The organism is Microbacterium sp. ZW CA_36 (assembly GCF_044987475.1).
Classification (GTDB): domain Bacteria; phylum Actinomycetota; class Actinomycetes; order Actinomycetales; family Microbacteriaceae; genus Microbacterium.
The window spans coordinates 1-24,018 of the sequence record NZ_JBJDRL010000022.1 but is presented as its reverse complement, the minus strand read 5'-3'; the positions used below and the strand labels follow the sequence as shown (position 1 = coordinate 24,018).

The 24,018-nt window shown below is 71.6% G+C and carries 23 protein-coding genes; 15 read left to right on the top strand and 8 right to left on the bottom strand.

Going from position 1 to position 24,018, the window contains the following annotated elements; all coding sequences use genetic code 11:
• Positions 1-15: 15 nt before the first annotated feature.
• The 4 genes from ACI3KX_RS11310 to ACI3KX_RS11295 form a co-directional block, all read right to left on the bottom strand.
• Positions 16-1,899 carry an FAD/NAD(P)-binding protein gene (locus ACI3KX_RS11310; protein ID WP_404909835.1) on the bottom strand — a complete coding sequence of 628 codons (1,884 nt, stop codon included), beginning with the start codon at positions 1,897-1,899 and terminating at the stop codon, positions 16-18.
• A complete protein-coding gene (locus ACI3KX_RS11305) occupies positions 1,896-3,260 on the bottom strand; it encodes an NtaA/DmoA family FMN-dependent monooxygenase (protein WP_404909833.1) in 1,365 nt (454 codons plus the stop codon). The genes ACI3KX_RS11310 and ACI3KX_RS11305 overlap by 4 nt, the downstream gene beginning before the upstream one ends.
• On the bottom strand, positions 3,257-4,492 hold the full coding sequence (locus ACI3KX_RS11300) for an LLM class flavin-dependent oxidoreductase (RefSeq protein WP_404909832.1): 1,236 nt from the start codon (positions 4,490-4,492) through the stop codon (positions 3,257-3,259). Before ACI3KX_RS11300 ends, ACI3KX_RS11305 begins: the two co-directional genes overlap by 4 nt.
• A 188-nt stretch (positions 4,493-4,680) precedes the next feature.
• Entirely contained in the window at positions 4,681-5,991 is a 1,311-nt protein-coding gene (locus tag ACI3KX_RS11295; protein ID WP_404909830.1) for a diguanylate cyclase, read from the bottom strand.
• A 175-nt stretch (positions 5,992-6,166) separates the two neighbouring features.
• On the opposite strand from ACI3KX_RS11295, the gene ACI3KX_RS11290 reads away from it, so the two are divergent.
• Genes ACI3KX_RS11290 through ACI3KX_RS11250 form a run of 9 tightly spaced genes read left to right on the top strand, consistent with a single transcriptional unit; the run spans position 6,167 to position 14,388 of the window.
• Complete coding sequence (locus ACI3KX_RS11290; protein WP_363356187.1) at positions 6,167-7,453, top strand: adenylosuccinate synthase; 1,287 nt, start codon at positions 6,167-6,169, stop codon at positions 7,451-7,453.
• A 16-nt stretch (positions 7,454-7,469) separates the two neighbouring features.
• Positions 7,470-8,663, top strand: coding sequence for a lactonase family protein (locus ACI3KX_RS11285; RefSeq protein WP_404909827.1), 1,194 nt, complete (start codon positions 7,470-7,472; stop codon positions 8,661-8,663).
• 54 nt (positions 8,664-8,717) lie between these two features.
• Entirely contained in the window at positions 8,718-9,533 is an 816-nt protein-coding gene (locus ACI3KX_RS11280) for a hypothetical protein (protein WP_404909825.1), read from the top strand.
• Entirely contained in the window at positions 9,533-10,330 is a 798-nt protein-coding gene (locus ACI3KX_RS11275; protein ID WP_404909824.1) for a hypothetical protein, read from the top strand. The genes ACI3KX_RS11280 and ACI3KX_RS11275 overlap by 1 nt, the downstream gene beginning before the upstream one ends.
• A 28-nt stretch (positions 10,331-10,358) precedes the next feature.
• Positions 10,359-11,981, top strand: coding sequence for an AAA family ATPase (locus ACI3KX_RS11270; RefSeq protein ID WP_404909822.1), 1,623 nt, complete (start codon positions 10,359-10,361; stop codon positions 11,979-11,981).
• A gap of 28 nt (positions 11,982-12,009) precedes the next feature.
• Positions 12,010-12,225, top strand: coding sequence for a DUF2997 domain-containing protein (locus ACI3KX_RS11265; RefSeq protein ID WP_363356197.1), 216 nt, complete (start codon positions 12,010-12,012; stop codon positions 12,223-12,225).
• Positions 12,222-12,995, top strand: coding sequence for a 4Fe-4S single cluster domain-containing protein (locus ACI3KX_RS11260; protein ID WP_404909821.1), 774 nt, complete (start codon positions 12,222-12,224; stop codon positions 12,993-12,995). The genes ACI3KX_RS11265 and ACI3KX_RS11260 overlap by 4 nt, the downstream gene beginning before the upstream one ends.
• Positions 12,992-13,516, top strand: a complete 525-nt coding sequence (locus ACI3KX_RS11255) for a hypothetical protein (RefSeq protein ID WP_363356202.1) — start codon at positions 12,992-12,994, stop codon at positions 13,514-13,516. The genes ACI3KX_RS11260 and ACI3KX_RS11255 overlap by 4 nt, the downstream gene beginning before the upstream one ends.
• Entirely contained in the window at positions 13,513-14,388 is an 876-nt protein-coding gene (locus ACI3KX_RS11250; RefSeq protein WP_404909819.1) for a ComEA family DNA-binding protein, read from the top strand. Before ACI3KX_RS11255 ends, ACI3KX_RS11250 begins: the two co-directional genes overlap by 4 nt.
• 4 nt (positions 14,389-14,392) lie before the next feature.
• On the opposite strand, the gene ACI3KX_RS11245 is transcribed toward ACI3KX_RS11250, so the two are convergent.
• The gene (locus tag ACI3KX_RS11245; protein WP_363356206.1) at positions 14,393-15,595 is read right to left on the bottom strand and encodes an AI-2E family transporter; all 1,203 of its coding nucleotides are present in this window, start codon (positions 15,593-15,595) and stop codon (positions 14,393-14,395) included.
• 133 nt (positions 15,596-15,728) lie between these two features.
• Here ACI3KX_RS11245 and ACI3KX_RS11240 point away from each other — a divergent pair, with 133 nt between their 5' ends.
• On the top strand, positions 15,729-16,022 hold the full coding sequence (locus ACI3KX_RS11240) for a chorismate mutase (protein ID WP_363356208.1): 294 nt from the start codon (positions 15,729-15,731) through the stop codon (positions 16,020-16,022).
• Positions 16,023-16,103: 81 nt separating this feature from the next.
• On the opposite strand, the gene ACI3KX_RS11235 is transcribed toward ACI3KX_RS11240, so the two are convergent.
• From ACI3KX_RS11235 to ACI3KX_RS11225, 3 genes are read right to left on the bottom strand one after another with little or no spacing between them, the layout of a single operon-like run.
• A complete protein-coding gene (locus ACI3KX_RS11235; RefSeq protein ID WP_363356210.1) occupies positions 16,104-16,799 on the bottom strand; it encodes a hypothetical protein in 696 nt (231 codons plus the stop codon).
• Positions 16,796-17,713 (bottom strand): ABC transporter ATP-binding protein, encoded by a 918-nt coding sequence (locus tag ACI3KX_RS11230; protein ID WP_363356212.1) that lies wholly within the window; start codon positions 17,711-17,713, stop codon positions 16,796-16,798. Before ACI3KX_RS11230 ends, ACI3KX_RS11235 begins: the two co-directional genes overlap by 4 nt.
• Positions 17,710-18,102 carry a GntR family transcriptional regulator gene (locus ACI3KX_RS11225; protein WP_363356214.1) on the bottom strand — a complete coding sequence of 131 codons (393 nt, stop codon included), beginning with the start codon at positions 18,100-18,102 and terminating at the stop codon, positions 17,710-17,712. The genes ACI3KX_RS11230 and ACI3KX_RS11225 overlap by 4 nt, the downstream gene beginning before the upstream one ends.
• A gap of 381 nt (positions 18,103-18,483) precedes the next feature.
• Between ACI3KX_RS11225 and ACI3KX_RS11220 the strand changes: the two genes are divergently transcribed.
• Genes ACI3KX_RS11220 through ACI3KX_RS11200 form a run of 5 tightly spaced genes read left to right on the top strand, consistent with a single transcriptional unit; the run spans position 18,484 to position 23,842 of the window.
• Complete coding sequence (locus ACI3KX_RS11220; RefSeq protein WP_404909816.1) at positions 18,484-19,860, top strand: glycine betaine/L-proline ABC transporter ATP-binding protein; 1,377 nt, start codon at positions 18,484-18,486, stop codon at positions 19,858-19,860.
• On the top strand, positions 19,857-20,849 hold the full coding sequence (locus ACI3KX_RS11215; protein WP_404909814.1) for an ABC transporter permease: 993 nt from the start codon (positions 19,857-19,859) through the stop codon (positions 20,847-20,849). The genes ACI3KX_RS11220 and ACI3KX_RS11215 overlap by 4 nt, the downstream gene beginning before the upstream one ends.
• A 20-nt stretch (positions 20,850-20,869) precedes the next feature.
• Positions 20,870-21,757 carry a glycine betaine ABC transporter substrate-binding protein gene (locus ACI3KX_RS11210; RefSeq protein WP_404909812.1) on the top strand — a complete coding sequence of 296 codons (888 nt, stop codon included), beginning with the start codon at positions 20,870-20,872 and terminating at the stop codon, positions 21,755-21,757.
• A 46-nt stretch (positions 21,758-21,803) separates the two neighbouring features.
• Complete coding sequence (locus tag ACI3KX_RS11205; RefSeq protein ID WP_404909810.1) at positions 21,804-22,775, top strand: patatin-like phospholipase family protein; 972 nt, start codon at positions 21,804-21,806, stop codon at positions 22,773-22,775.
• Positions 22,775-23,842, top strand: coding sequence for a 1-acyl-sn-glycerol-3-phosphate acyltransferase (locus tag ACI3KX_RS11200; RefSeq protein ID WP_404909808.1), 1,068 nt, complete (start codon positions 22,775-22,777; stop codon positions 23,840-23,842). Before ACI3KX_RS11205 ends, ACI3KX_RS11200 begins: the two co-directional genes overlap by 1 nt.
• Positions 23,843-24,018: the final 176 nt, after the last annotated feature.

The following is a 24,018-nucleotide window of genomic DNA, read 5'->3' as shown; positions in this document are numbered from 1 at the left end:
GCGCCCCCGGGCGGGTCAGGGGGCGACGGGCACCGACACCCCGAGGCGCGCGGCGATCGCCCCCGCGACCTGGTCGGTCTGCCGCAGCGACAGGGAGTCGGCGGCCGGGCGGGTGAACGCTCCGGTTTCGGTCTGGGACGTGAAGGGCCCGATGGCGAACAGCGTGTCGTGCGCCGAGTCGTCGCGGCGCAGCACGCGCCCGTCGTCGCTGACGCGCACGCGGCCGAGCGACCCGTCGTACTCGGCATCCGTCACCCGCAGCTCGCTGCCGTGCACCGTCGCCAGCTCGCGCAGCGCGTCGTTCGTGCTCAGTGCGGCGTCGGCCGCGGGCAGCCACGCGTCGACGAGCGCCCCGGTGACAGTCTCACCGGCCATGCGAGTGCTGGATGCCGTGAACCCGCCCGGCCCGGCAGCCACGACGATGTCGGGTCCCAGGAAGCGCACCACTCCGGCGTCCGAGAGTGCGAGCAGCTCCTCGAGCCGGTGCGGCGGTGGCCCGCTCGCCAGGTAGCTGAAGAACGTGTGCCACCGCACGGGAAGGCTGTGCGCCCGCGACCGGGCGTTCCAGCGCTCCTTCGGGATCTCCGACAGTGCCATGAACGACAGCAGCGCGGCGATGAAGACGCCCTGCGCCGGACTGCGCTGCTGGGTGGTCCGCAGCTGCAGGTCGTCGGCGATGTGCGTTCTGACCCGCCGCTGCACGTCCTCCGCGTCGCGGAACCGCGCGTCGGCGAGCGGCCGGTCGAACGCCGCGACGTCGAACCGGTCCAGCGGGTCGGGGACGACCGCGGCGATCGCGTCGCGGAGTGCGGGCGAGTCCCACGCGTGGCGGCGCAGTGCGGGGCGGAACGCCGCCCAGGTGCTCGAGACGCGATCGGGGTGTCCCGTGAACAGCTCGCGATAGTGCCCGTGGAGCAGCTCCGCGGCGACGAGCGGCCAGACGTCCTCGTCGAAGTCGATCGGGTGGCCCGACGCGACGAGCGCCGCGACGGCTTCGGGCGTCAGCACCTCGCGCTGCGGCGGGTCGCCCTGCAGTGCCGAGGTCACCTTGGACCGGTAGGGAACGCCCCGGCGCGAGCCGAGGTGCAGCCGCGGCTCACGCCCCGAGGCCAGGTAGCGCAGGCTGCCGTCGCCCGCCCGGTCGAACCGCCCGCCGCGCCCTTGGGTCAGGAGGACCACGAGGTCGACGGCGGCCAGACCCATGCCGCGCACGATGACGTCGGCGCCCTCCGGAATGACCGAGAGGTCGGCGTCGGCGGTGAACGCCGGCGGCACGTACACGAGCCCATAGCGGGCGGATGCCGCCGCCAGCGCCGCCGACGCCGGGTCGAGGTCGCGCTCGGTGTGGCCGAGGCAGTAGGCGACGGCATCCGCCACGATCTCGGTGCCGCTCGCCAGCACGGCGAGATGGCGTCCGCCGGAGGACGGGCGGACCGCCGCCACGGTGTCGGCGTGCTGCCGGATGGTCACGCCGCCCGGAGCGCTCGCCGCCGTGGTGCGGAAGAACCAGTCGAGGTAGTGGCTGTGCAGGCGCCGGGTCGGAAACCCGTCCGGACCCAGCGCCCGCGCCTCGGCCGCCGACAGCTCGTCCAGGTCGACGTCGGGCAGCCCGCCGGCACGCCACTGCTCTATCCACTCGCTCAGCGACGGGCCGGGACGCACGGGGCCGTCGATCGTGCAGCTGTCGTCGGTGAACACCGTGACGTCCCGCGTCATCGAGTTGAGCTTGAGGAGCGGCGACTGAGCGCGCCGCCAGATGCGGCCCGCGCCGGGCGGGTGGGGATCGACGAGGTCGATGTCGAGCAGCGTGTGCTCGTCGGTGCGCGCCAGCAGGCGCTCGAGGAGCATGATCGCCCGCGGGCCGGCCCCGACGAGCAGCAGGCGCGCGCGGTCGGTCATCGCGTCGCGAGCGCCGGCGTCGCGCGGGGGGCGGGCAGCCCGAGGAGATCACGGAGCGTCGCCCCCTCTTCGTACGACCTGCGGTACGAGCCGCGCTCCTGCAGCAGCGGCACGACGCGCTCGGCGAACTCGTCCAGGCCGTGCGGCGTCAGATGCCCGACGACCGTGAACCCGTCCGTCGCCCGCTCCTGCACGTACCGGTCGATCTCGGCCGCGATCCGTGCGGGCGTGCCGACGAACGTGGGGGTGGCAGTGAGGCGGATGACCGTCTCGCGGATGCTGAGCCCCTCGGTCTCCGACAGCTCGCGGAGCTTCGCGATGCGCGCCCGCACCGCGGCATGCCGGTTCGCCCAGCCGCGCGCCGTCTCAGATCCCGTGTCGGGCTCGACGTCGGGGAGCGGTCCCTCCGGGTCGTACCCCGACAGGTCGCGCCCCCAGACCTGTTCGACGTACGTGAGGGCGACCTCGGGGCGCACCTGCTGCAGGGCGACCTGCCGCGCCCGGTCCCGGGCGTCGTCGTCGGTGTCGCCGATGGCGAAGGTGGCGGCGGGCAGGATCTTGAGCGAGTCCTCCTCGCGGCCGTGCCGGCCGAGGCGTCCCTTGACGTCGTCGTAGAACGCGCGGGCGTCGTCGAACCCGGTGTGCAGCGAGAAGATCACCTCGGCATGCTCGGCGGCGAAAGTGCGGCCGTCCGCCGAGTCTCCGGCCTGCACGATGACCGGGCGTCCCTGCGGCGAACGGGGCACGTCGAACAGCGCGTCGACGTCGAACTGCGGGCCGCTGTGACGGACGCGGGCGGGCACGCCGTCATCGAGGAAGACGCCGGTCGCGGCATCCGCTCGTACGCCGTCTTGCGGCCACGAGTCCCACAGCTCCTTCGCGAGCGCCGCGAACTCGCGGGCCCGCTCGTAGCGGTCGGCATGGTCGAGGTAGCCGCCGCGACGGAAGTTCGCGCCGTGGAAGGCGTCGGAGCTCGTCACGGCGTTCCAGCCGGCGCGGCCGCCCGACAGGTGGTCGAGGGTCGCGAGCTGACGGGCCAGCTCGTAGGGCTCGTTGAACGTCGTGTTCAGCGTGCCGACCAGCCCCACGTGCTCGGTGATCGCGGCGACGGCGGCGAGGATCGAGAGCGTGTTCGGGCGGCCGAGCACGTCGAGCTCGTGGATGCGTCCCTTGTGCTCGCGCAGCCGGAGCCCCTCGGCGAGGAAGACGTAGTCGAAGAGACCACGCTCGGCGGTGCGGGCGAAGTGCTCGAACGAGGCGAAGTCGATCTGGCTGCCCGCCGTCGGGTCGGTCCAGACGGTAGTGCTGTTGACGCCGGGGAAGTGCGCGGCGAGGTGGACCTGGCGTACGGGGCGGCTCACAGCGCGAACTCCACTTCTCGGGCATGGCGTGGCTCAGGCTCTCGGACGTAGCGGCTCTCGGGTCGCGCGAGGTCGAGTCGGGCACGCAGCGTGCCCCCGCCGTCGTCCTCGCGGAGGGTGCGCGTCGCGCGCAGCAGCGGGACGACCCTCTCGGCGATCGCGGCGACATCGGCGGGCTGGCGGGCCGGGCGCAGGCGGACGCCGTCGACGCCGGCGCCGGCGAGCTCCCGCACCGCGTCGGCCACGTGGCCGGGGGTGCCGACGACGATGCGGGCGTCGGACACGAGCGGCGACCCGTCCCACTCGTCGAGGCGCGCGGCGGCACTGCGCGCGGCGGCCCCTGTGTCTTCGACCAGCACGAGCAGGTCGGCGTAGACGCGCAGCGGCTCGCCGCCGGTGCGCAGCTCGTCGGCTGCCGCGTCGAGCTCCGAGCGGATGCCGGCGAGCCCGGCGTCGTCGTGGGGCGTGACGTAGACGAGATCGGCGTGCTCGGCGGCCAGGCGGTAGGGCACCGTCTGGTGCGCGAGCACCGTGAGCAGCGGCCGGCCCTGGGGCGAGCGCGGCACGATGGAAGCCCCGGTGACCGAGAAGAACTCGCCCTCGAACTCGATGTCGTGCACGCGGTCGGCGTCGACGAACCGGCCGGTCGCGGCATCCCGGATGACGGCGTCGTCCTGCCACGAGTCCCACAGGCGCGACAGGACATCGGCGAACTCGCCGGCCTCGCGGAACGCCGCGACGATCTCGGGGGAGTCCTCGACCCGGCCCGACACCGGGATCGCATCGACCTCTGAGGCGCGCCGGCCGAAGTTGGCGCGCTCCGCGGCGGACGCTCCCGCGACCAGGCGAACGCCGGCGCGCCCGCGGCTGGCGAAGTCGAGGGTCTGGATGCCCGTCGCCACGTGGAACGGCTCGGGGTGGGCGGTCGTCACGGTGGGGACGAGGCCGATGCGCCGCGTCAGCGGTGCGGCGTACGAGGCGATGAGCACCGCGTCGAGCCGGCCGCGGACCCGATCGCGCCGCAGGTCGTCGACCGACTCGAAGCGGTCGGTGAGCGAGAGGGCGTCCTCGATCGTGGCGAGCGCGATCCCGGCGTCGTCCGCCGTGCGCAGCAGGTCGCGCCAGTAGGCGGGCGAGGTCAGGTCGCGGGGGCGAGCGGAGGCCTCACGCCACGCGGCGGGGTGCCAGCCCGCTCTCTCGAGGGCGATGGCGAGGTGCACCTGGTCGGTCACGTGTTCGTCCTTTCTCCGCGCGTCGCGGCGTACGGACCACCTGACCGGGCGGTCTGGAACGGCCGCACCGTCGCCGAAGCGATCCGTGGTTCACGATCCCCTCGGTGCGCGCAGCGGTCCAGCGCTCGATGACACGGGAGGACTCACGGCGCCAGACGGCGTAACGAATCGGCTCCGCCCCCGCGGACTCAGGCCTGCTCGAGCTCGATCCGGTTGCCGCCGGCGCTCTTCGCGCGGTACATCGCGAGGTCGGCGTGGCGGAGCAACTGGTCGGCCATGAGTCCGCTGCCGGAGGAGGCGACCGCGATCCCGATGCTCGCGCTCAAGGGCGCGGCGGATCCCGTCGGCTCGGCGCGGAAGAGGTCGAGGATCCGCTCCGCGATCTCGACCGCGTCGGAAGGCTCGCCGACCTCGCACACCACCACGAACTCGTCGCCGCCGTACCGGGCGACGAGATCGGAGGCGCGCACCGCCGTGAGCAGGCGCCGGCCCACGTCGCGCAGCATCCTGTCTCCGGCCTGATGGCCGAACAGGTCGTTCACACGCTTGAAGCCGTCCAGGTCGATGAACAGCACCGCGCAGCCGCGGCCGCCCAGGACCTCGTCCATCTGGCTCTCCAGCACTCGCCGGTTCGGCAGCCCCGTCACCTCGTCGTGCGTGGCGGCGTGCGCCAGCCGCGCCTGGAGGCGAAGGGTGGCGAGCGCTTGGCCGGCCTGACCGGCGAGGGCCTCGGCCAGCGGAGCGGCTTCGTCGTCAAACGTGCGCTCGTGGTGGAACCAGCTGATGAATGCGCCGAAGTCTGCCTCCTCGTGGTGCAGCGGCGCGGCGATGAACGCGCGGACGTCAGCGTCCCGCATCGCCGCACCGAGCCCGGGGACGAGGCGCTCGCCTTCCGCGTCGCCGACCACCTTCACGACCCGCCGTGGTGCGGCCACCATCCCGATGAGCGCATCGACGTCGATGCGGCCGCCCAGCACGTCGGGTCCGGCGGCGATCCGGCTCGTCCGGTCGGGGTTGCGCAGGAGCACGCTCGACTCCTCGGCGCGATAGGCGCGTGCCGTCGTGTCGGCGAGGATCTCGGCGAGCGAGCGCTCCGTCGAGGCGGTGGAGAAGGCGACGGACGAGTCCATCACGATCTCCAGTCGCGTCCGGGTGCGGTCGGCCAGCGCATACCGCCGGCGCAGATCGATCATCGCGCGGAACCGCTCGGTCGCCTCGGCCAGCATGAGCACGTCACCGGTGCCACGACGCTGACGGGTCATCAGGACCGCCCGGTCGTGCTCTCGGGCGTGCAGCATCATCCAGGGTCCCTGCGTGGCATCGGCAGGAAGCAGATCCTCGTGGGAGTGGACGAGGAAATCGCCGATCGATCTTCCGACCATGTCATCCGCTGCAGCCCCGGCCCACTCGGCGAACCACCGGTTGGCCGCGGCGATCGTGCCCGACCGATCCACTCGCACGACGCCTACGGCCAGGGTCTCCGCGCTGCCTTCGTCCACCCCGTACTCCTCCCCGCGCCGTCGTCGGAGCCGGTGCTGGAACCATACCGCCCACCCCCGCCGGGCGTTGTCCGAGGACGTCCGCGACCGGGAGCATCGGGGACCGCCTCGAAAGGCATGTCGGGGACACCCCGATAGGATGGGGTGTAACCGTCCGATAACGGGGGAGTAGCCCATGCCAGGCATCGTGATCGTCGGAGTCCAGTGGGGAGACGAGGGCAAGGGCAAGGCCACCGATCTCCTGGGTGAGCGCACCGACTGGGTGGTCAAGTTCAACGGCGGCAACAACGCCGGACACACGGTCGTGATCGGCGACGAGAAGTATGCGCTGCACCTCCTGCCGTCCGGCATCCTCTCTCCCGGCGTGAACGCCGTGATCGGCAACGGCGTCGTGGTCGACCTCGAGGTGCTGTTCGCCGAGCTCGAGGCGCTGCACGCGCGAGGACTCGACACGTCGCGCCTGCGGATCAGCGCCAACGCGCACATCATCACGCAGTACCACCGCACCCTCGACAAGGTCACCGAGCGCTTCCTCGGCAAGCGGCAGATCGGCACGACCGGGCGCGGCATCGGCCCCGCCTACGCCGACAAGATCAACCGCGTCGGCATCCGCGTGCAGGACCTCTTCGACGAGAACATCCTGCGCCAGAAGGTCGAGGGCGCTCTCGACCAGAAGAACCACCTGCTGGTGAAGATCTTCAACCGCCGCGCGATCACGGCCGACGAGATCGTCGACGACCTGCTGTCGTACACCGAGCGCCTGCGCCCGATGGTCGCCGACACCGGGCTGCTGCTCAACGAAGCCCTCGACGCAGGCGACGTCGTGGTGTTCGAGGGCGGCCAGGCCACGATGCTCGACGTCGACCACGGCACCTACCCGTTCGTGACCTCGTCGTCGGCGACGGCGGGCGGCGCGGCGACCGGCTCGGGCGTCGGCCCGAATCGCCTCGACCGCATCGTCGGCATCGTGAAGGCCTACACCACCCGCGTCGGCTCGGGCCCGTTCCCGACCGAGCTGTTCGACGAGAACGGCGACTTCCTCCGCTCGCGCGGCTTCGAGTTCGGCACCACAACCGGCCGCCCGCGCCGCGTCGGCTGGTACGACGCGCCCATCACGCGCTACGCGACTCGCATCAACGGCATCACCGACCTCGTGCTGACGAAGCTCGACATCCTCACCGGACTCGACCAGATCCCGGTGTGCGTCGCGTACGACGTCGACGGGCAGCGCTTCGACGAGGTGCCGGTGAACCAGTCCGACTTCCACCACGCCGTGCCGATCCTCGAGTACTTCCCCGGCTGGAAGCAGGACATCTCGGGCGCGCGCACCTTCGAGGACCTCCCCCTCGAGGCGCAGGAGTACGTCCTCGCCCTCGAGGCGATGAGCGGCACGCGCATCTCGGTGATCGGCGTCGGCGCGTCCCGCGAAGCCGTGATCGTGCGCCACGACCTCGTCGACTGAGCGGCCGCCGTCCGACATGAGATTCCTCCTGGGCGGGTACACCGCCGACATGGACGGCCGTGCGGGCGGGCTCGGGATGCTGCTCGCCGGCGCCCCCGACGAGAACTCCGCGGGTGGCGCGCTCGCGTTCGCCGGCGATGTCGCCGCCGCCGACTCGCCGTCGTGGGTCGCACCGCACCCCGGCTCGCTGACGGTGACGCCGGGCGATGTCGTCTACGCGGCGCTCGAGAACCGCCGGCAGGTACAGGCGTTCCGCCGCACGGGTGAGGCGACGTTCGTCCCGCTCGGCGGCGCCGTCCCCGCCGGCGAGGCGGTCTGCCACGTCGCAGTGTCACCCGACGCCCGCTTCCTGATCGCGAGCTGCTGGGGCGACGGGCGAGTGGTCCGGATGGACCTGGATGCCGCCGGCCGACCCTCCTCGCCGGTCACGGCTCCCGCGGCCGTCGACCCGTACGGCCCAGACGCCGCCTCCGCCCCGGCCTCGGCCGGCGACATCGACCTCGTCGCCGCCACCCGCGCCCTGCGGGAAGCCGCCGGCGACGAGTACGCGCACCTCGTGCCCGATCACGACGTCGTGGAGCAGGCCGAGACCGGCGCGGAGGGGGACGCCGCGCGTCCCTCGCGCGCGCACCAGGCCGTCTTCCTTCCCGGCGGGCTCATCGCGACCACCGACCTCGGCTACGACGTCGTCCGGTTCTGGCGCGACGGCGGCAGCGGCCTGCGGCCGGTGCAGCAGGTGACGCTGCCGAAGGGCAGCGGCCCGCGGCACATGGTCTGGCATCCGAGCGGCCACCTCTACGTCGTGACCGAGCTCTCGTGCGAGCTGTTCGTGCTCGCACCCTCGGTGGACGGCACGTGGCGGCTCGTCGGCGGCACGCCGCTCGGGGCGGGCACGCTTCCCGGCGACAGCGCCGCCGAGGTGGCTCTCTCGCGCGACGGCGAGTTCGTGTACGCCGGTGTGCGCGGCAGCAACACCCTCGCGACGCTCCGCGTTCGCGGCGCCGGCGAAGAGGTGGCTCCGGTCGCCCTCGTCGACGCCGGCGTCGACTGGCCGCGGCACCACGTCGTGGTGCGCGACATCCTGCTCGTCGCCGGTCAGCTGTCGGACGAGGTCGCCTCGCTCACGCTCGACCTGCGCACCGGTGTGCCGGGGCGCGTGCGGCACCGCGCCGACGCGCCCTCGCCGACCTGCCTCCTGCCGATGCGCTGACGGTCGGTCGACCCCCTGCGGTTTGTATAGCCTGGTCGGGGTCGGAAGGCGGGAATGAGTTCGAACACGACGCTGAGCGTTGCGGCTCGCAGCCGTCTGCTCGGGTTCAACGGATTCGTGTGGATCTTCGGGGTCGTGGCGATCCTCCTCATCGGCGTCGCGATGCTCCCCGAAGCCGGAGACGAGGTCTCGGTGCCCGACGACTACGGGTACGAGCCGTGGCTGAACCCCGACCCCGTGCTCGCCGACGACGAGGGCGACGGGGTGTACAGCGGCGTCGACGGCGCGATGGTGGCGCTCGACGGGCTCGACCCGGCACAGCCGCTGCTGATCACCGAGCTCGACGACACGTACGTCGGCAGAATCTCGGTCACCGGCCCCGCCGGCGAGATCCTCGCCGAGAGTGAGTACGGCGGCCCCGCCGAGTTCGAGTCGTACATCGCCACCGAGGGCAAGTGGGTCATCGTGCCGCAGGCCGACGTCGAACTCTGGATCGACGGGTTCCGCGACGAGCGCTGGCGCATGAGGATCACCACACCGCCGGTCGAGGAGCGCTCGGGCACGGTGAGCGGAATCGGCTCGGCCGTGTTCGCTCTCGGCTCGACCGCCACCACGGCGCGCATCAGCACGCGTGGCGAGGGTCGCGTGAGCATCGAGACCGTCACATCGGCGGGCGTGACCGAGGCCTTCAGCGCGAACGAGCCCACCGACCGCTCCATCGCCTGGGCCGACGGCGACCCGGTGCTGTTCGTGATCGACGCGTGGGACGACGCCGGGTGGACCATCGCCTTCCCCGACGATCCGGCGCCCGCCGCCACGGGCGCGCCCACACCGGCACCGGCCCCGAGTGCGACGGCGGTGGGCCCCTGATGGCGGGCGTGGAGCGCATCCGGCGGTTCTCGCTCGTGACCTGGATCGTCGGCACCGTCACCGTCGCGGTGATCGCCTTCCTCGTGCTGCCGCAGGTCGCCGTCGACGAGCAGACGGGCGAGGTGTACGTCGGCACCCCCGGTGAGGAGGCGTACGCGCCGTGGCTCGCCGACGAGCCTGAGGAGTACGAGATCGTCGACGGCGTGCTCCACGGCACGGCGGCGGGCGGCTTTCTGCGGATCGACGCGGACTCCGCCCTCTTCATGGTCGACAACCCCGAAGGCGAGGGCGAAGCCGACTGGGTCCGGGTCTACCAGCAGCAGGGCGTCGAGTTCGATCCCGACTCCGAGGAGTGGCAGTACCCGGGCTACCTCGGCTCGCTCTACCCCGACTCCGACATCCTGGTGCTGCCGGGTGACGAGGACGGACTCCTCTGGTTCGCACCGTCGCTCACGGACTGGACCGCCGAGGTGACGACGCCGGAGGTGCTGCCGATGGGCGAGTCCGCCTCCGGTCAGGGCAACGCGGTGCTGATGTACGAGGGAGCCGCCTTGAGCGGGCGCTTCCAGCACACCGGGAGCGGCCTGTTCATGGTCGCCGTCGTCACCGTCGGCGGATGGGACCTGCTCGTGAACGAGTTCGACGAGGTCGACGTCCGCGCGTCCTGGGAGCCCACGGATCGCGTCGTGTTCCAGGTCGACGCCGACACCGGCGACGGGTCCTGGACGATCACGCTCGACACGCCGGCGGGCGACCCCGCGCCCTCGACCACCCCGACATCCACGCCGACGCCATGACGCGGCATCCCATCGACAAGGAGCAGACGTGACGTTCGCCGACACTCTCACCGAGGCGTTCAAGGCGCGCCTTCCGCTGCTGTACATCGAGACCGGCGAGGAGGTGCGGGCGATCGGCGCGATCTCGGATGCCGCCGAGACGCAGCGTCACCCGCGCGCCCTGTGGACCTGGACGGCGGCGCTCGGGCTCGTCGGCCCCGACGGCTCGTCGGTCGCGAACACCGTGAATCCGGCGCGTGCGCTGCAGCACATCGCGGGGGTCGATGCGCCCAGCGTGTTCGTCTTCTGCGACCTGCACGCCTACTTCGGCGGCGAGCACCGGGCGGGCGACCCCGCGCTCGTGCGCACGGTGCGCGAGACAGCGCTCGAGTTCCGTCACGGCGACGTGTCACGGACGCTCGTGATCACGGCCCCTGTCCGCGTCATCCCGCCCGAGCTCGACGAGGTCACGCACCTCCTCGACTTCCCGCTGCCGACCGCGGCCGAGATCCGGGAGCTCCTCGAGACGATGATCGACAACAACGCGTCGGGCGAGGGCCGGATCCGGGTGGATGCCGATGACGCCGCGCGCGAGCAGCTCGTGCACGCGGCGCTGGGCCTGTCGATGGCCGAGGCCGAGAACGCCTTCGCCCGCGCGATGGTGAACGACGGGAGCCTGTCGGCGCTCGACGTGCCGATCGTGCTCGACGAGAAGCGCCAGGTCGTGCGCAAGTCCGGGGTGCTGGAGTTCGTGCAGGCCGACATCGACCTGGACGACGTCGGCGGGCTCAACAACCTCAAGCGCTGGCTGTCGCGACGCGACGGCTCGTGGCTCGGCGACGCCCGCGCGTACGGTCTTCCGGCCCCGAAGGGCGTGCTCATCACCGGCGTGCCCGGCTGCGGCAAGTCGCTCACCGCCAAGGCGACGGCGGCCTCATGGGGGCTCCCGCTGCTGCGGCTCGACATCGGTCGCATCTTCTCGGGGCTCGTCGGGTCGAGCGAGCAGAACCTGCGCACCGCGATCGCGACCGCCGAGGCCGTCGCCCCGTGCGTGCTGTGGGTCGACGAGATCGAGAAGGGCTTCTCGAACACGACCGGCCAGGGCGACTCGGGCACGACGGCGCGCGTGTTCGGCACCTTCCTCACGTGGATGCAGGAGAAGCGGCATCCGGTCTTCGTCGTCGCGACGGCCAACAACATCGACGCCCTCCCGCCGGAGTTCCTGCGCAAGGGCCGCTTCGACGAGATCTTCTTCGTGGACCTGCCCACCTCCCACGAGCGCGAGGTCATCTGGCGCCTGCAGCTGCGTGCCCGCGCGACCGACGCCAACGGTCTGGAAGCCGTGGCAGCGGACGCCGACGCCGTCGCCGCGCTCGTCGCCGCGAGTGAGAACCACTCCGGCGCCGAGATCGAGCAGTCGGTGGTCTCGGCGCTGTACGAAGGGTTCAGCGCGCGCGGAGCGGTGACCGCCGCGGGGGTGCGGCAGGTGGTCGATACGATGATCCCTCTCGCCGTGACGCAGGCCGAGGAGGTGCAGCGCATCCGCACATGGGCGACCGAGCGCGCGGTGCGCGCCACCGGCACCGAGGACCTGGACTCCGCCGAGCTGACCGGCGCCGTCACCGAGGGTGCGCTGTCGTCGCGCCGCGGCGGCCGCACGGTCGATTACTGATCGACGACGACGGAAGGATGACGAGAGCATGGCGAAGCAGCTCGTGGTGAGGCTCCGCGCCGATGGCACCGTCGATGCGGAGACCATCGGCATGCACGGACCGGAGTGCCTCGACCACATCGAGGCGCTCGAGGCGCTGCTGGATGCCGAGACCGTCTCGTCGCGCTTCACCGAGGACTACACGAGCGCGGCGGTGCACGGCGTCACCCGGCTCGAAGCCGAGCAGACGGACGGCGCCCCATGATCCAGGTCCGCGCGGAATCACCGGGTCGAGGGGGCGAGGCCTCGCTCCTCGGCGCCGTCGCGCCTGTCCGGCGGGCAGCCGAGACGTTGCGGTGGTCGCGGTTCCTGCCCGCCACCGCGGCCGAGGGCCCGGGAGTGCGCGCGGCCGTGTGGCTGCAGGGATGCGCCGTGCACTGCCCCGCGTGCTTCAACCCCCAGCTGTGGGCCGACCGCGGCGGTGTGGTCACCGATGCGCGCGCGATCGCCGAGGACTGGGTCGTGGGCGCGGCGGCCGCTGGTGCGGAGGGAGTGACGCTGCTCGGCGGCGAGCCGTTCGACCAGGCCGGGGCCGCGGCATCCGTCGCCCGGGTCTTCCGTGAAGGGGGCCTGGGCGTCATGACGTTCACCGGGTACCCGCTCGACCGCCTCACCGCATGGGCGGGGGCGGGCCGCGACGACGTCGCGGCCCTGCTGGAGGCGACCGACCTGCTCTGCGACGGACCGTACCTGCGCGATCTGCCCGACCGCGGACGCCCGTGGGTGGGCTCGCGCAACCAGGGCATCCGCGCGCTCACCGACCGGTACGCCGACGAGGTTCACCGCATCGCCGCCGAGGGCGGCGCGGACCGGCTCGAGGTGCGGATCTCCCGTGACGGCACGGTCGCGGTGAACGGATGGGCGACGGATGCCGCGCTCGCCGCCCTGCTGGACGACCTGGGTCCGCGGGCCGACAGTCCCGCTCAGATCGCGGCGGGCGCACACGAACGAACGAGAGCGGAGGCCGCGCGATGAGCGTGTCGCTGATCCTGATCCCCGCGGCGCTCGCCGCCGTCACCGCGATCACTGCCGCGGGAGGCATCGGCGCGCTCGCCCAGACCGGCGGAGTCCGCGGCGGCGACCGCGCCGAGACGGATGCCGCCGGCGAGGACGGCCCGCGGCCGGTGTCGGTGCGCACGCGCATGAAGGATCCCGACCTGCTCGCAGATGCACTCCGCGACATCGGCGCGACCGACGTCGTGCAGGACGGCGACGGCCTCACCGCCATGATCGACGGCGTCGAACTCGCGATGACGCGGTCGGCCGAGGGGGTGTGGGCGGCGCACTTCCACCGCGCCGATGGTCTGGAGCTCGCCGAGACGGATGCCGCGCTGCTCGTCGAGAAGCTGGACGCCGCCTACGCCCTGCGCGTGCAGCAGACGGTCGCGGCGCGCATCCGCGAGCGCGCGGCATCCGCCGGCTTCGAGCTCGTCTCCGAGACGCGCGACGACGAAGACACCGTCACGATGGTGCTCGATGTGAAGGACTACGCATGAGCAGCACCACCCGCGCGAAGGCCGCCGACGATGCGCCCAGCATCGGCTGGATGCTCGGCATGAGCTCGTGGATGCTGCTGACGGTCGTCCCCGGGCCGATCGTGACGTGGCTCGGCTTCTCGATCATCGGGGTGGCCTCGCGCAGCCGGCGCCTCATCATCCTCGGGGTGGTGTGGGGCGCCGCAGCGATCCTCGTCAGCCTCGAGATCTGGGGTCAGTGGCAGCCGCTCGTCCGCGCGATCGTGTACCTCTCGGGCATGCTCGTCGCGCTCATGGTGAACCCGGGATGGCTGCGCACCATGTGGCAGCGGCGTCTCGACCGCGCGGAGCAGGCGGGCGCCGCGTCGTTCGGCGGGGCGGCGAGCCGCTCGTCGGGGACGACATCGCGCACGAGCCGAAGCGCGAGCACCGCGAAGAAGCCCTCGGCGCGGTCGTCACGGCGCTCCCGGGCGGCTGCCGCACGTGCTGCCGCGGCGAAGGCTGCCGCGGCGAAGGCCGCGGAGGCGAAGGCCGCCGCCGGGGCGGACGCCGCGTCGCAGGCGGCATCCGACGACACGGTCGAACTGGCGTCGGCGGTGGGCGCCTCGAGCGACGACATGATCGCCACGCGTGAGGAGGCCGCCCCGCCGGCCGAGCCGGTCGACGTCAACACGGCGACCGCCGCCGAGCTGGAAGACCTGCCGGGCATGACGCGATCACGGGCCCGGCGCGCGGTGAAGGAGCGCGAGGCGCAGGGCGGCTTCACCTCCGTCGAGGACTTCGGCGAGACCGTCGGCCTCCAGCCGCACGAGATCGTGCGGCTGCGCCGCGCCGCCACGTGCTCTCCTCGCCCGCGCGGCGAACGCCGCTTCGGCCGGCGCGTCGACTACTGACGCGTCAGACCTTCGCGTCCTGCTTCTTGAAGAAGACCTGTTTGATGATCAGCAGGATCGACGCCGTCACCGGGATCGCGACGAGCGCCCCGATGAAGCCGAGCAGAGTGCCACCGATGAGCGCGCCGATCACGACGAGCGAGCCGGGGATCTCGATGGCCTTGTTCATGACCTTCGGGGTGAGCACGTAGGCCTCGATCTGGATGTAGATCAAGTAGCAGATGGCGAAGATCAGCGCCGCGAGCGGGCTCGTGAACAGGGCGATGACGGTCGCGACGATCCAGTACAGCACGGGTCCGATCAGGGGGATGATCGTGATCGAGAAGGCGAGCACGCCCATCAGCAGCGGATACGGCAGCCCCAGCACCAAGTGCAGGAGAGTTGCGACCACGGAGTTGAAGAACGCCAGGATGACCATTCCCATGAGGTATCCCCCGACGGAGTCGGTGATCTGGTCGGTCATGGCCCGCACGCCCGGGCGCCGGCGTGCCGGCGCGAACTGCATCAGCGAGTTCTTGATGCCGGGAAGCGAAGCGACGAAGTACAGGGTGAGGACGACGATGATCAGGCCACCGGAGATAGCCGTGGCGATGCCGGCGCCGACCTTCAGCACACCGCCGGAGATCGCCGCGATATTCGCCGGGTTGGTGATCCACTTCTCGGCGTCGGTCACCAGCGAGTTCAGCCCGGTGCCGAAGATCCCCTCGAGCCACTGGAAGAAGTCGGATTTCTGGAAGTTGTCGAGGGTGTCGGGGATGCCGGTGACGAACTGGCCGATCTGGGCGACCAGGGTCGGCACGACGAGCATCATGAGACCGACGCCGAGGATGGCGCCGGTCAGGAAGATGATGGCGATCGCCCACCCACGCTTGACCCCGTGCCTGCCCAGCCACTTGACCACCGGATCCAGGCCCAGGGCGGCGAACATCGCCAGTCCGATGTAGACGAGGATGGTCGAGATGTTGGTGAGGGCGATGCCGAGGAGGAGCGCGACCAATCCGCCGAGTGTCAGCAGCAGCCCAGCGGCGAAAGGGTTGTCGAGCCTCGCCCAGAAGGGCCGACCTTGCTGGTTGTCGGCGACGGTGAACGTGGCTGGATGGTCGCTCACGACGACCGCGGCAGCGTCGGTGCCGGCTGCCGGGGCCGCGGCCAGGGGTTCGGCGGCTTCGGCGGCGGTCGCGCCGAGCGAGGACGAGGGGTCGGTCATGCGTCACACTCTAGGGGCGGGGCGGCCCCCCGCACACGCCGGCCCGGCGATTTCACCCTGATCGTGCGACGCCCGCCGGGCGGCGTGCCGGGCCGCACCGCTCGGGTATCGTCGAGGGGCGAGGAGGACCGCCATGACCGAAGATCCCACGACGACGCTGGCGCGGCTGCGCAGCAGCATCGACAACATCGACGCCGCCCTGGTGTATCTGCTCGCCGAGCGCTTCAAGGCGACGAAGCAGGTGGGTCATCTGAAGGCCGACCACGGCATGCCCGCGTCCGACCCGGCCCGCGAGGAGCAGCAGGTCGCGCGCCTGCGGCGTCTCGCCGAAGAGGCCGACCTCGACCCCGCCTTCGCCGAGAAGTGGTTCAACTTCATCGTCGCCGAGGTCATCCGCCACCACACCGAGGCCGCCGACAGTCGCTGAGTCGCTGACGGCGGCGGAGCGACGGATGCCCCGACCCGGCGCGAGCGCGGGGTCGGGGCATCCGTTCCTCGTCGCCGGCGATCAGGGGACGGTGCGCCGCAGCGTCAGGTACGAGATCCCGCCGAGCAGCACGGTCACGAGCAGGCCCCAGGCGGCGAACCCGGCCGGTCCCTGCTGGACGATCGTCGAGATCACGTCGGTCCACATCTCGAAGCGGGTGATCGCCCAGACCGCGAGGACCAGGAGCAGGCCGACGCCCGACCAGATGATCGTCAGCACCATGGCTCCGGACCGCTTGTACACGGTCGCCGACCAGAATCCGAGCATGAAGATGAGCAGCGCCAGGACGAAGTAGAAGAACGCCGCCACGAGCGGGCCCTCCGCGACCACCCAGTCCAGGGCGAAGAAGTACCCGTTGAGGCCCCAGCCGTTCGTCGCCTCCTCGATCATGCCGCCGACGGCGAAGACCGCGGCCAGCAGCACGGCGCACATCGCGGCGGCGAGCATCGTGCCGAGGAAGAACTCCCTGCGGGTCACGCTCATCGCCTGCGAGAACGGGAACGTCAGGGTCAGCGACGAGATCCCCACGAACAGCAGCACCCAGAGAGGTGCCTGCGAGCCACCGCCGTAGAACGGTCCGGGCAGGCCCGAGCTGGCGAGGATCGCGTAGATCGCGATCGTGATCGCGAACGAGGCGCCGAGCACGATCAGCGGTACCCAGACGAAGGTCTGCTTGTTGATCAGCTGCATGCGCACGACATTGACGGTGCGGTTCATCGCAGAGCTCCTTCATCGGCGGCGGCCGCTTCGGCGGACGCTCGCTGGGTGGTGCGCACGATCAGCTGCTGCAGCGATACCGGCGCAATGTCGAGGCCCGCCGCGGCGAGCTGTGAGTGGTCGTCCGCGGTGAGCGGCCCGAGCACGGTGACCGAGGCCACGTGGCCGAGGGACTCGCGGTGGATGATCTCGCGACCGGCGACGAAGGCGTCGACGGCGGCCGTGTCGCCGACGATGTTGGCGGCACGGCCGCGCACGGCATCCGTCTCTTCGTCCATCAGGATGCGGCCGCGGTCGATCACGAGCACACGCTCGATGAGGTTGGACACCTCGTCGATCAGGTGGCTCGAGAGGATGATCGTGCGGGGGTGCTCGGTGTAGTCCTCCAGCAGCCGGTCGTAGAAGATCTGGCGGGCGACGGCGTCGAGGCCCAGATACGGCTCGTCGAAGAACGTGATCTCCGCGCGGGCGGCGAGGCCGATGATCACACCGACAGCGGAGATCTGCCCGCGGGACATCTTCTTGATCCGCGTCTTGGACGGCACCTGGAAGTCCTCGATCAATCGCTGCGCGAGCTCTTCGTCCCAGTTCGGGAAGAACAGGCGGGCGGTGGCGAAGGCGTGCTTCGCAAGCGCGTCGTCGGGGTACTTCTGGCTCTCGCGCACGAAGCACATGCGGCTGAGGATGCGCGCGTTCTCGTACGGCTGCTCGCCGAAGATGCGCACCTCGCCGCTGGTGGCGAAGTTCTGCGCCGTCAGAATCGACATGACGGTCGTCTTGCCGGCTCCGTTGCGGCCGAGCAGGCCGTAGATCGTGTTCCTCTCGATGGTGAAGCTCACGTCGTCCACCGCGACGGTGTCGCGGTAGCGCTTGGTGAGATTCTTCACCTCGATGACGTGCGTCCCGGTCGTCATCGTGGGTTCCCTTCTGTCGTGGTCGTGCCGCGTCCCGAGGCGCGGTCGCGGATGAGCAGTGCGAGGTCGTCGGGCCCGAGCCCGAGCTTGCGGGCCTCGGCCAGCAGCGGGTCGACGAAGCGGTCGGCGAAAGCGCTCCGGCGCTCGGCGAGCAGCAGGTCGCGCGCGCCCGGCGCGACGAACATGCCGATGCCGCGGCGCTTGTACAGCACGCCCTTGTCGGTCAGCATGGCGATTCCCTTCGCGGCGGTGGCGGGGTTGATTCGGTAGAACGCGGCGAGCTCGTTCGTCGACGGGGCCTGTGCCTCCTCGGCGAGGGACTCGTCGATGATCGAGTCCTCCACGCTTTCGGCGATCTGGACGAACAGCGCCCGGCCTTCTTCGATCACGTCGCTCCCGGTGAGTTGGTTACTTACTTGAGTAACTAACCATTGAAGCGGCCGGTATGTCAAGTGCCCCGAGGCGCCACCCGTCCGTCAGCTTCACGGCCCGGCCACCGCGCGAGCCGTGATATCACGCGTGCGCGACCTACCTAAAGCGCCGATGGCTGTCCAATTTGCCCGCTCGCGGCCGTCGTGAAACGGTGGATCAGGCCCCTCATGGGGCTGTTCCCGACCAGTCCGCGGTCACGGGTGACGCCCTCACGGGGCGCCAGACCGGTGAGCGTATGGTCGGCGGCCGGAGCGCGGATCCGACATCCGCTGCGTGTACGGCCGCCACCCGGGCGCAACCGCTGCAGCTTCTGCACGGAAGCTGCCGAGGTGCACACAGTGACGCTTCCTCCTGCCATCGAGGCGAAGGGCCTCTTCAAGGTCTTCGGACGAAACCCCAAGGACGCCGTCCGGCGCCTCCGCACCGGCGCGACGCGCGCCGACGTCGCGGACGCCGGCTCGGCCGCCGTGATCGACGCGAGCTTCACCGTCCAGCCGGGAGAGATCTTCGTCATCATGGGGCTCTCCGGCTCCGGCAAGTCCACCGTGCTGCGCATGCTCAACGGACTGCTCCCGCCCACGGCGGGCGAGGTGCTCGTGCAGGGGCAGAGCGTCACGAAGGGCTCGGCGAAGGCCCTGCGCGGCATCCGCCAGCGTTCCGTCTCGATGGTGTTCCAGCACTTCGCGCTGCTGCCCCACCTGACGGTGCTCGACAACGCCGCCTACGCGCTCGAGATCCAGGGCGTCGGGCGCGACGAGCGGCGCGAGCGGGCGCGAGAGATCCTCGGCAAGGTCGGGCTCGGCGACCGTGCCGACGCGATGCCCGACGAGCTCTCGGGGGGCATGCGTCAGCGCGTGGGCCTGGCCCGGGCGCTCACCTCGGGCACCGACATCCTGCTCATGGACGAGGCGTTCTCGGCCCTCGACCCGCTCATCCGGCGCGAGATGCAGGAGCAGCTCATCGAGCTGCAGCGCGAGCTCGGACGCACCATCGTGTTCATCACGCACGATCTCAACGAGGCGATGTTCCTCGGCGACCGCATCGCCGTGATGCGTGACGGCCGCATCGTCCAGAACGGGACGCCGGAGGAGATCCTCACCGACCCGGCGAACGACTACGTCGCGCAGTTCGTGCAGGATGTCGACCGGGCACGCGTGCTCACCGCCGGCTCGGTGATGGCGCCGCCCGCCGCGACCACGCCGGTGAGCGCCGGCGTGCGCGGAGCGCTGCGGGTGATGCGCGACCTGCAGGTCGGATCCGTGTCGGTCATCGAGAACCGCAGGTTCCTCGGCACGGTGACCGATCGCGCGGTGATCCGGGCCGTCAAGGACGGTCGGACGGACCTTCGCGCGATCGTGCACACCGCCCACGCGGCGGTGCACGTCGACGACCCGCTGACGGATGTCGTCGAGCGGGCAGTGGAGCGTCCGGTGCCGGTCGCGGTCGTCGACGACGCCGGCCGGCTCGTGGGCGCCATCCCCCGCGTGACCCTGCTCGCCGCTCTCGGCAACGTGCCGCCGGTCACCCGCGAGAACCCGGTCATCGACCTGCCGGCCACGGTGCCGGCGAGCGAGATCACGCAGACGCTCGCGGCGGTCGAGCAGCCCGCGACCGCGGCGCGGGCGTCCCGCCCGGCCGCACCGACGATGGTCGCCGAACCCGGAGGCCGCCCTGTGACCGATGCCCGCGCCACGACCGAGGGAGCCGCACGATGAACGATGTCTTCCGCCTTCCGCTGGGCGATGTGGTCGAGACCGCCGTCCGCTGGATGATCGACGTGCTCGGCGGCTTCTTCGACGTCGTCGCCCTCGTCTTCAACGGCCTCTACGGCTGGCTCGACGCGTCGCTGTCGACCCCGCCGTTCTGGGTCGTCATCCTCGTGATCGCCGCATTCGCATACTGGTCGAAGGGCATGCTCCTCGCCATCGGCAGCGTTGTCGGACTGCTCGTCATCGTCGCGGTCGGGCAGTGGTCGAACGCGATGGACTCGCTCGCCCTGGTGATCCTCGCCGCCGCGGTGGCGATCGCCATCGCGGTTCCCCTCGGCATCTGGGCGGCGCGCAACGACCGGGTATCGGCGGCGCTGCGCCCCGTCCTCGACTTCCTGCAGACGATGCCCGCGTTCGTCTACCTGATCCCGGCGATGCTGATCTTCGGCGTCGGGCCCGTTCCCGGCATGGTCGCGACCATCGTGTTCGCCCTCGCTCCCGGCGTGCGCCTGACCGAGCTCGGCATCCGCGGCGTCGACCCCGAGATCGTCGAGGCGGGTCACGCGTTCGGCGCCTCGCCCGGGCGCATCCTGCGCCAGATCCAGCTCCCGCTGGCCCTGCCGAGCATCATGGCGGGCGTCAACCAGGTGATCATGCTGAGCCTGTCGATGGTCGTCATCGCCGGCATGGTGGGCGCGGGCGGGCTGGGCGGCCAGGTGGTGCAGAGCCTCAGCCGCATCGACATCGGGCTCGGCGTCGAAGCCGGCCTGTCCGTCGTGATCCTCGCGATGATCCTCGACCGCGTCACGTCCGGCTTCTCCACGCCGCGCCCGCGGACGGCTCGCCGCGCCGGTGCCGTCGTGAGTGGAACACCGGATGTGGAGACGGATGCCGCACGCCGGGGGTCCGTCGACGCCGAGGGTCCCGCGACAGCAGGCCCGGCATCCGTCCCCGACGACGCGCCCTCCGCGCGGCACGAGCCCGCCCACGTCTGACCCGACCCGAGAGGACTGACATGATCACGCGACGCATCATCGCCGCAGGCATCGCCCTGGCGGGGACCGCCGGGCTGCTCGTGACCGGCGCCCTCGCGCAGACCGGCGCGGGGACTGCCGGCAAGGGCCACCTGACCATCGCCGTCTTCAACGGCTGGGACGAGGGCATCGCCGCGTCCGAGCTGTGGAAGGCCGTGCTCGAGGAAGAGGGGTACACCGTCGACCTCGCCTACGCCGACCCCGCGGCGGCCTACACGGGAATCGCGCAGGGCGACTACGACCTGACGCTCGACACCTGGCTGCCGCTCACGCACGCCGACTACATGGACACCTACGGCGACGACCTCGTCGACCTGGGTGCCTGGAACGACGAGGCGAAGCTCACCATCGCGGTGAACGAGGACGCCCCGATCGACTCGCTGACCGAGCTCGCCGCCAACGCCGACCTGTTCGGCAACCGGCTGGTCGGCATCGAGGCCGGATCCGGCCTCGTCACCGTGACCCAGGACGACGTCATTCCCGGGTACGGCCTGGAGGGCATGGACTTCGTGACGGCGTCCACCCCGGCGATGCTCACCGAGCTGCAGGCCGCGACGGATGCCGGACGCGACGTCGCCGTCACCCTCTGGCGCCCGCACTGGGCGTACAACGCGTTCCCGATCAAGGACCTCGAAGACCCCGACGGCCTGCTCGGCGACGCCGAGGGCATCCACACGGTCACCTCGACCGCGTTCGGCGAGGAGCAGCCCGAGGTCTCGCGCTGGCTCGAGGACTTCCGGATGGACAACGAGCTGCTGTACTCCCTCGAGGACGCCATGTTCGGCGCGTACGACGGCGACGACTACGGCCCCGTCGTGGCGGAGTGGATCGCCGACAACCGGGACTGGGTCGACGGCCTCACCCGCTGACCCCGTAATCCCTGACGCGGCCCCGCACCCGAAATAGGGTGTGGGCATGACGGTGGCGTTCGTTCTCGGCGGTGGGGGCGTCCGCGGCGCGGTCGAGATCGGCATGCTGCGGGCGCTCCTCGAGTCCGGCATCCGTCCCGACCTCGTCGTCGGCACCTCGATCGGCGCCATCAACGGCGCGCTCGTCGCGAGCGACCCGACGCCCGCCGTGATCGAGCGCCTGCTCGACGCGTGGACCTCCCCCGAGGCGAACGCCGTCTACGGCGACTCGCTCTTCGCGCAGTTCACCCGGCTCGTGAAGACGAAGACGCACCTGAACTCACCGGCGCCGCTGCGACACCTGCTCGAGCGGTCGCTGGGCGCCGACACCCGCTTCGAGGACCTCCCGGTGCCCCTGCGCGTGGTCGCCGCGAGCATCGAGCGCGCCGCCGAGCACGTGTTCGAGTCGGGTCCGCTGATCGAGGCGATCCTCGCGTCGGCGTCGGTGCCGGGCCTCCTGCCCCCGACGCGCATCGGCGACGAGCACTTCATCGACGGCGGAATCGTGAACTCGATCCCGATCGCTCAGGCGGTGGATGCCGGAGCCCGCACCGTCTTCGTGCTGCAGGTCGGCCGCATCGAGACGCCGCTCGTCGCGCCGCAGTCGGCGGTGGACACCGCGCGCGTGGCCTTCGAGATCGCCCGCCGCCACCGGTTCGCGCGCGACGTCGCGACGCTGCCCGAGGGCGTCGCCCTCCACGTGCTGCCCAGCGGCGGCGGGATCGACGGCGGCGACGCACTGATGTCGTACCGCCGCATGGACACCGTCCACCGGCGCATCGACGCCGCATACGACGCGAGCCTGACCTTCCTCGCCGAGCGCGGCCTCGGCGGCCGGGGGCTCGGCGACCAGCCGCCGGCCGAGCGCGACGCCGCCCGCGGCGAGGGTGCGCGGGGCGAGGACGCCGCCCGCGGTGAGGCTGCCCACGGCGAAGCTTCGCGGGACGAGGACGCCGCCCGCGGTGAGGGTGCGGACTGATGGGCGTGCCGCCGACCTGGGTGCGCCGCATCCTTCTGGCGCCCCTGGTGATCGTCGTGGCCGTCGTCATGCTGGTGCTCACGCCGATCTGGCTGATCCTCGCGCTGGCTCTCACGTCGCTGGTGCCCGGGCGGTTCCGGCTCCCGCGCGTTCTCTGGCTCGTGACCGTCTACCTGCTCTGGGACGCGATGCTCGTCGTCGCGATGTTCGGGCTGTGGATCGCATCGGGCTTCGGATATGCGCTCCGGCGCCCGGGCTTCGTGGCCGCCCACTACCGCCTCGGCGGCTGGGGACTGCGGGTGCTGTTCTGGATCCTCGGGGGCGTGCTGCGGCTCACGATCACCACGACGGGCTCCGATGAAGGGGCGGCGGCGCCAGGCCGGGCCGCCTTCGACCGGCTCTTCACTCCCGGCACGCCGCTGGTCGTCGCCAGTCGCCACGGGGGACCGGGCGACTCGTTCATCCTGATCCACACGCTGCTGAACGAGGTCGCCCGCCAGCCGCGCATCGTCCTGAAGTACACGCTGCAGTGGGATCCGGCGATCGACATCCTGCTGCACCGCGTGCCGTCGCGGTTCATCGTGCCGTCGGGCTTCGGGCACGGGCACGCAGGGGGAGGTGTGCGGGTCGAGGAGGCGCTCGCCGAGCTCGCCACCGGCCTCGGACCCGACGACGCGTTCGTCATCTTCCCGGAGGGCGGCAACGTCAGCCCCGCTCGTCGCCGCTCGCGGATCCAGCGTCTGCGCGACGCCGGGCGGGAGGCGATGGCCGAGCGGGCCGAGGCGCTGCGGCACGTCATGGCGCCGCAGCCGGGCGGCATGCACGCTGCGCTGGATGCCGCCCCCGACGCCGACGTCGTGTTCATCGCCCACAGCGGCCTCGACCGCCTCGTGACGCTCCGCGACATCTGGCGCGAGCTGCCCATGGACAAGGGCATCACCATGCGCGCGTGGCGCGTGCCCCGTGCGGACGTGCCAGACGACCTCGATGCCCGCGCCGCGTGGCTGTTCGACTGGTTCGCCCGCATCGACGCCTGGATCGACGCGCACCCCGAGGTCAGCGCCTGACCGCGCGCAGGTCGCAGCGCGTTCGAACGGTCAGCGGTGGGGTTTGGGGTGCGTCACCCGACCGGGTGCGTCGCCGCTGCCGCGTGACGGCACGGGCCACGTGGCGGCCGCCGGCGGGGTCGTGCTCGGGCGCTTCGGCGCGGGGAGCGGCTCGGCGATGGGCTCCGGCGCAGGGG

Coding starts and splice junctions, on each gene's coding strand:
- ACI3KX_RS11210 (WP_404909812.1), top strand. CDS start 20,870: ATGATCACGCGACGCATCATCGCCGCAGGCATCGCCCTGGCGGGGACC.
- ACI3KX_RS11250 (WP_404909819.1), top strand. CDS start 13,513: ATGAGCAGCACCACCCGCGCGAAGGCCGCCGACGATGCGCCCAGCATC.
- ACI3KX_RS11240 (WP_363356208.1), top strand. CDS start 15,729: ATGACCGAAGATCCCACGACGACGCTGGCGCGGCTGCGCAGCAGCATC.
- ACI3KX_RS11200 (WP_404909808.1), top strand. CDS start 22,775: ATGGGCGTGCCGCCGACCTGGGTGCGCCGCATCCTTCTGGCGCCCCTG.
- ACI3KX_RS11285 (WP_404909827.1), top strand. CDS start 7,470: ATGAGATTCCTCCTGGGCGGGTACACCGCCGACATGGACGGCCGTGCG.
- ACI3KX_RS11275 (WP_404909824.1), top strand. CDS start 9,533: ATGGCGGGCGTGGAGCGCATCCGGCGGTTCTCGCTCGTGACCTGGATC.
- ACI3KX_RS11310 (WP_404909835.1), bottom strand. CDS start 1,899: ATGACCGACCGCGCGCGCCTGCTGCTCGTCGGGGCCGGCCCGCGGGCG.
- ACI3KX_RS11215 (WP_404909814.1), top strand. CDS start 19,857: ATGAACGATGTCTTCCGCCTTCCGCTGGGCGATGTGGTCGAGACCGCC.
- ACI3KX_RS11255 (WP_363356202.1), top strand. CDS start 12,992: ATGAGCGTGTCGCTGATCCTGATCCCCGCGGCGCTCGCCGCCGTCACC.
- ACI3KX_RS11245 (WP_363356206.1), bottom strand. CDS start 15,595: ATGACCGACCCCTCGTCCTCGCTCGGCGCGACCGCCGCCGAAGCCGCC.
- ACI3KX_RS11280 (WP_404909825.1), top strand. CDS start 8,718: ATGAGTTCGAACACGACGCTGAGCGTTGCGGCTCGCAGCCGTCTGCTC.
- ACI3KX_RS11265 (WP_363356197.1), top strand. CDS start 12,010: ATGGCGAAGCAGCTCGTGGTGAGGCTCCGCGCCGATGGCACCGTCGAT.
- ACI3KX_RS11235 (WP_363356210.1), bottom strand. CDS start 16,799: ATGAACCGCACCGTCAATGTCGTGCGCATGCAGCTGATCAACAAGCAG.
- ACI3KX_RS11290 (WP_363356187.1), top strand. CDS start 6,167: ATGCCAGGCATCGTGATCGTCGGAGTCCAGTGGGGAGACGAGGGCAAG.
- ACI3KX_RS11260 (WP_404909821.1), top strand. CDS start 12,222: ATGATCCAGGTCCGCGCGGAATCACCGGGTCGAGGGGGCGAGGCCTCG.
- ACI3KX_RS11230 (WP_363356212.1), bottom strand. CDS start 17,713: ATGACGACCGGGACGCACGTCATCGAGGTGAAGAATCTCACCAAGCGC.
- ACI3KX_RS11205 (WP_404909810.1), top strand. CDS start 21,804: ATGACGGTGGCGTTCGTTCTCGGCGGTGGGGGCGTCCGCGGCGCGGTC.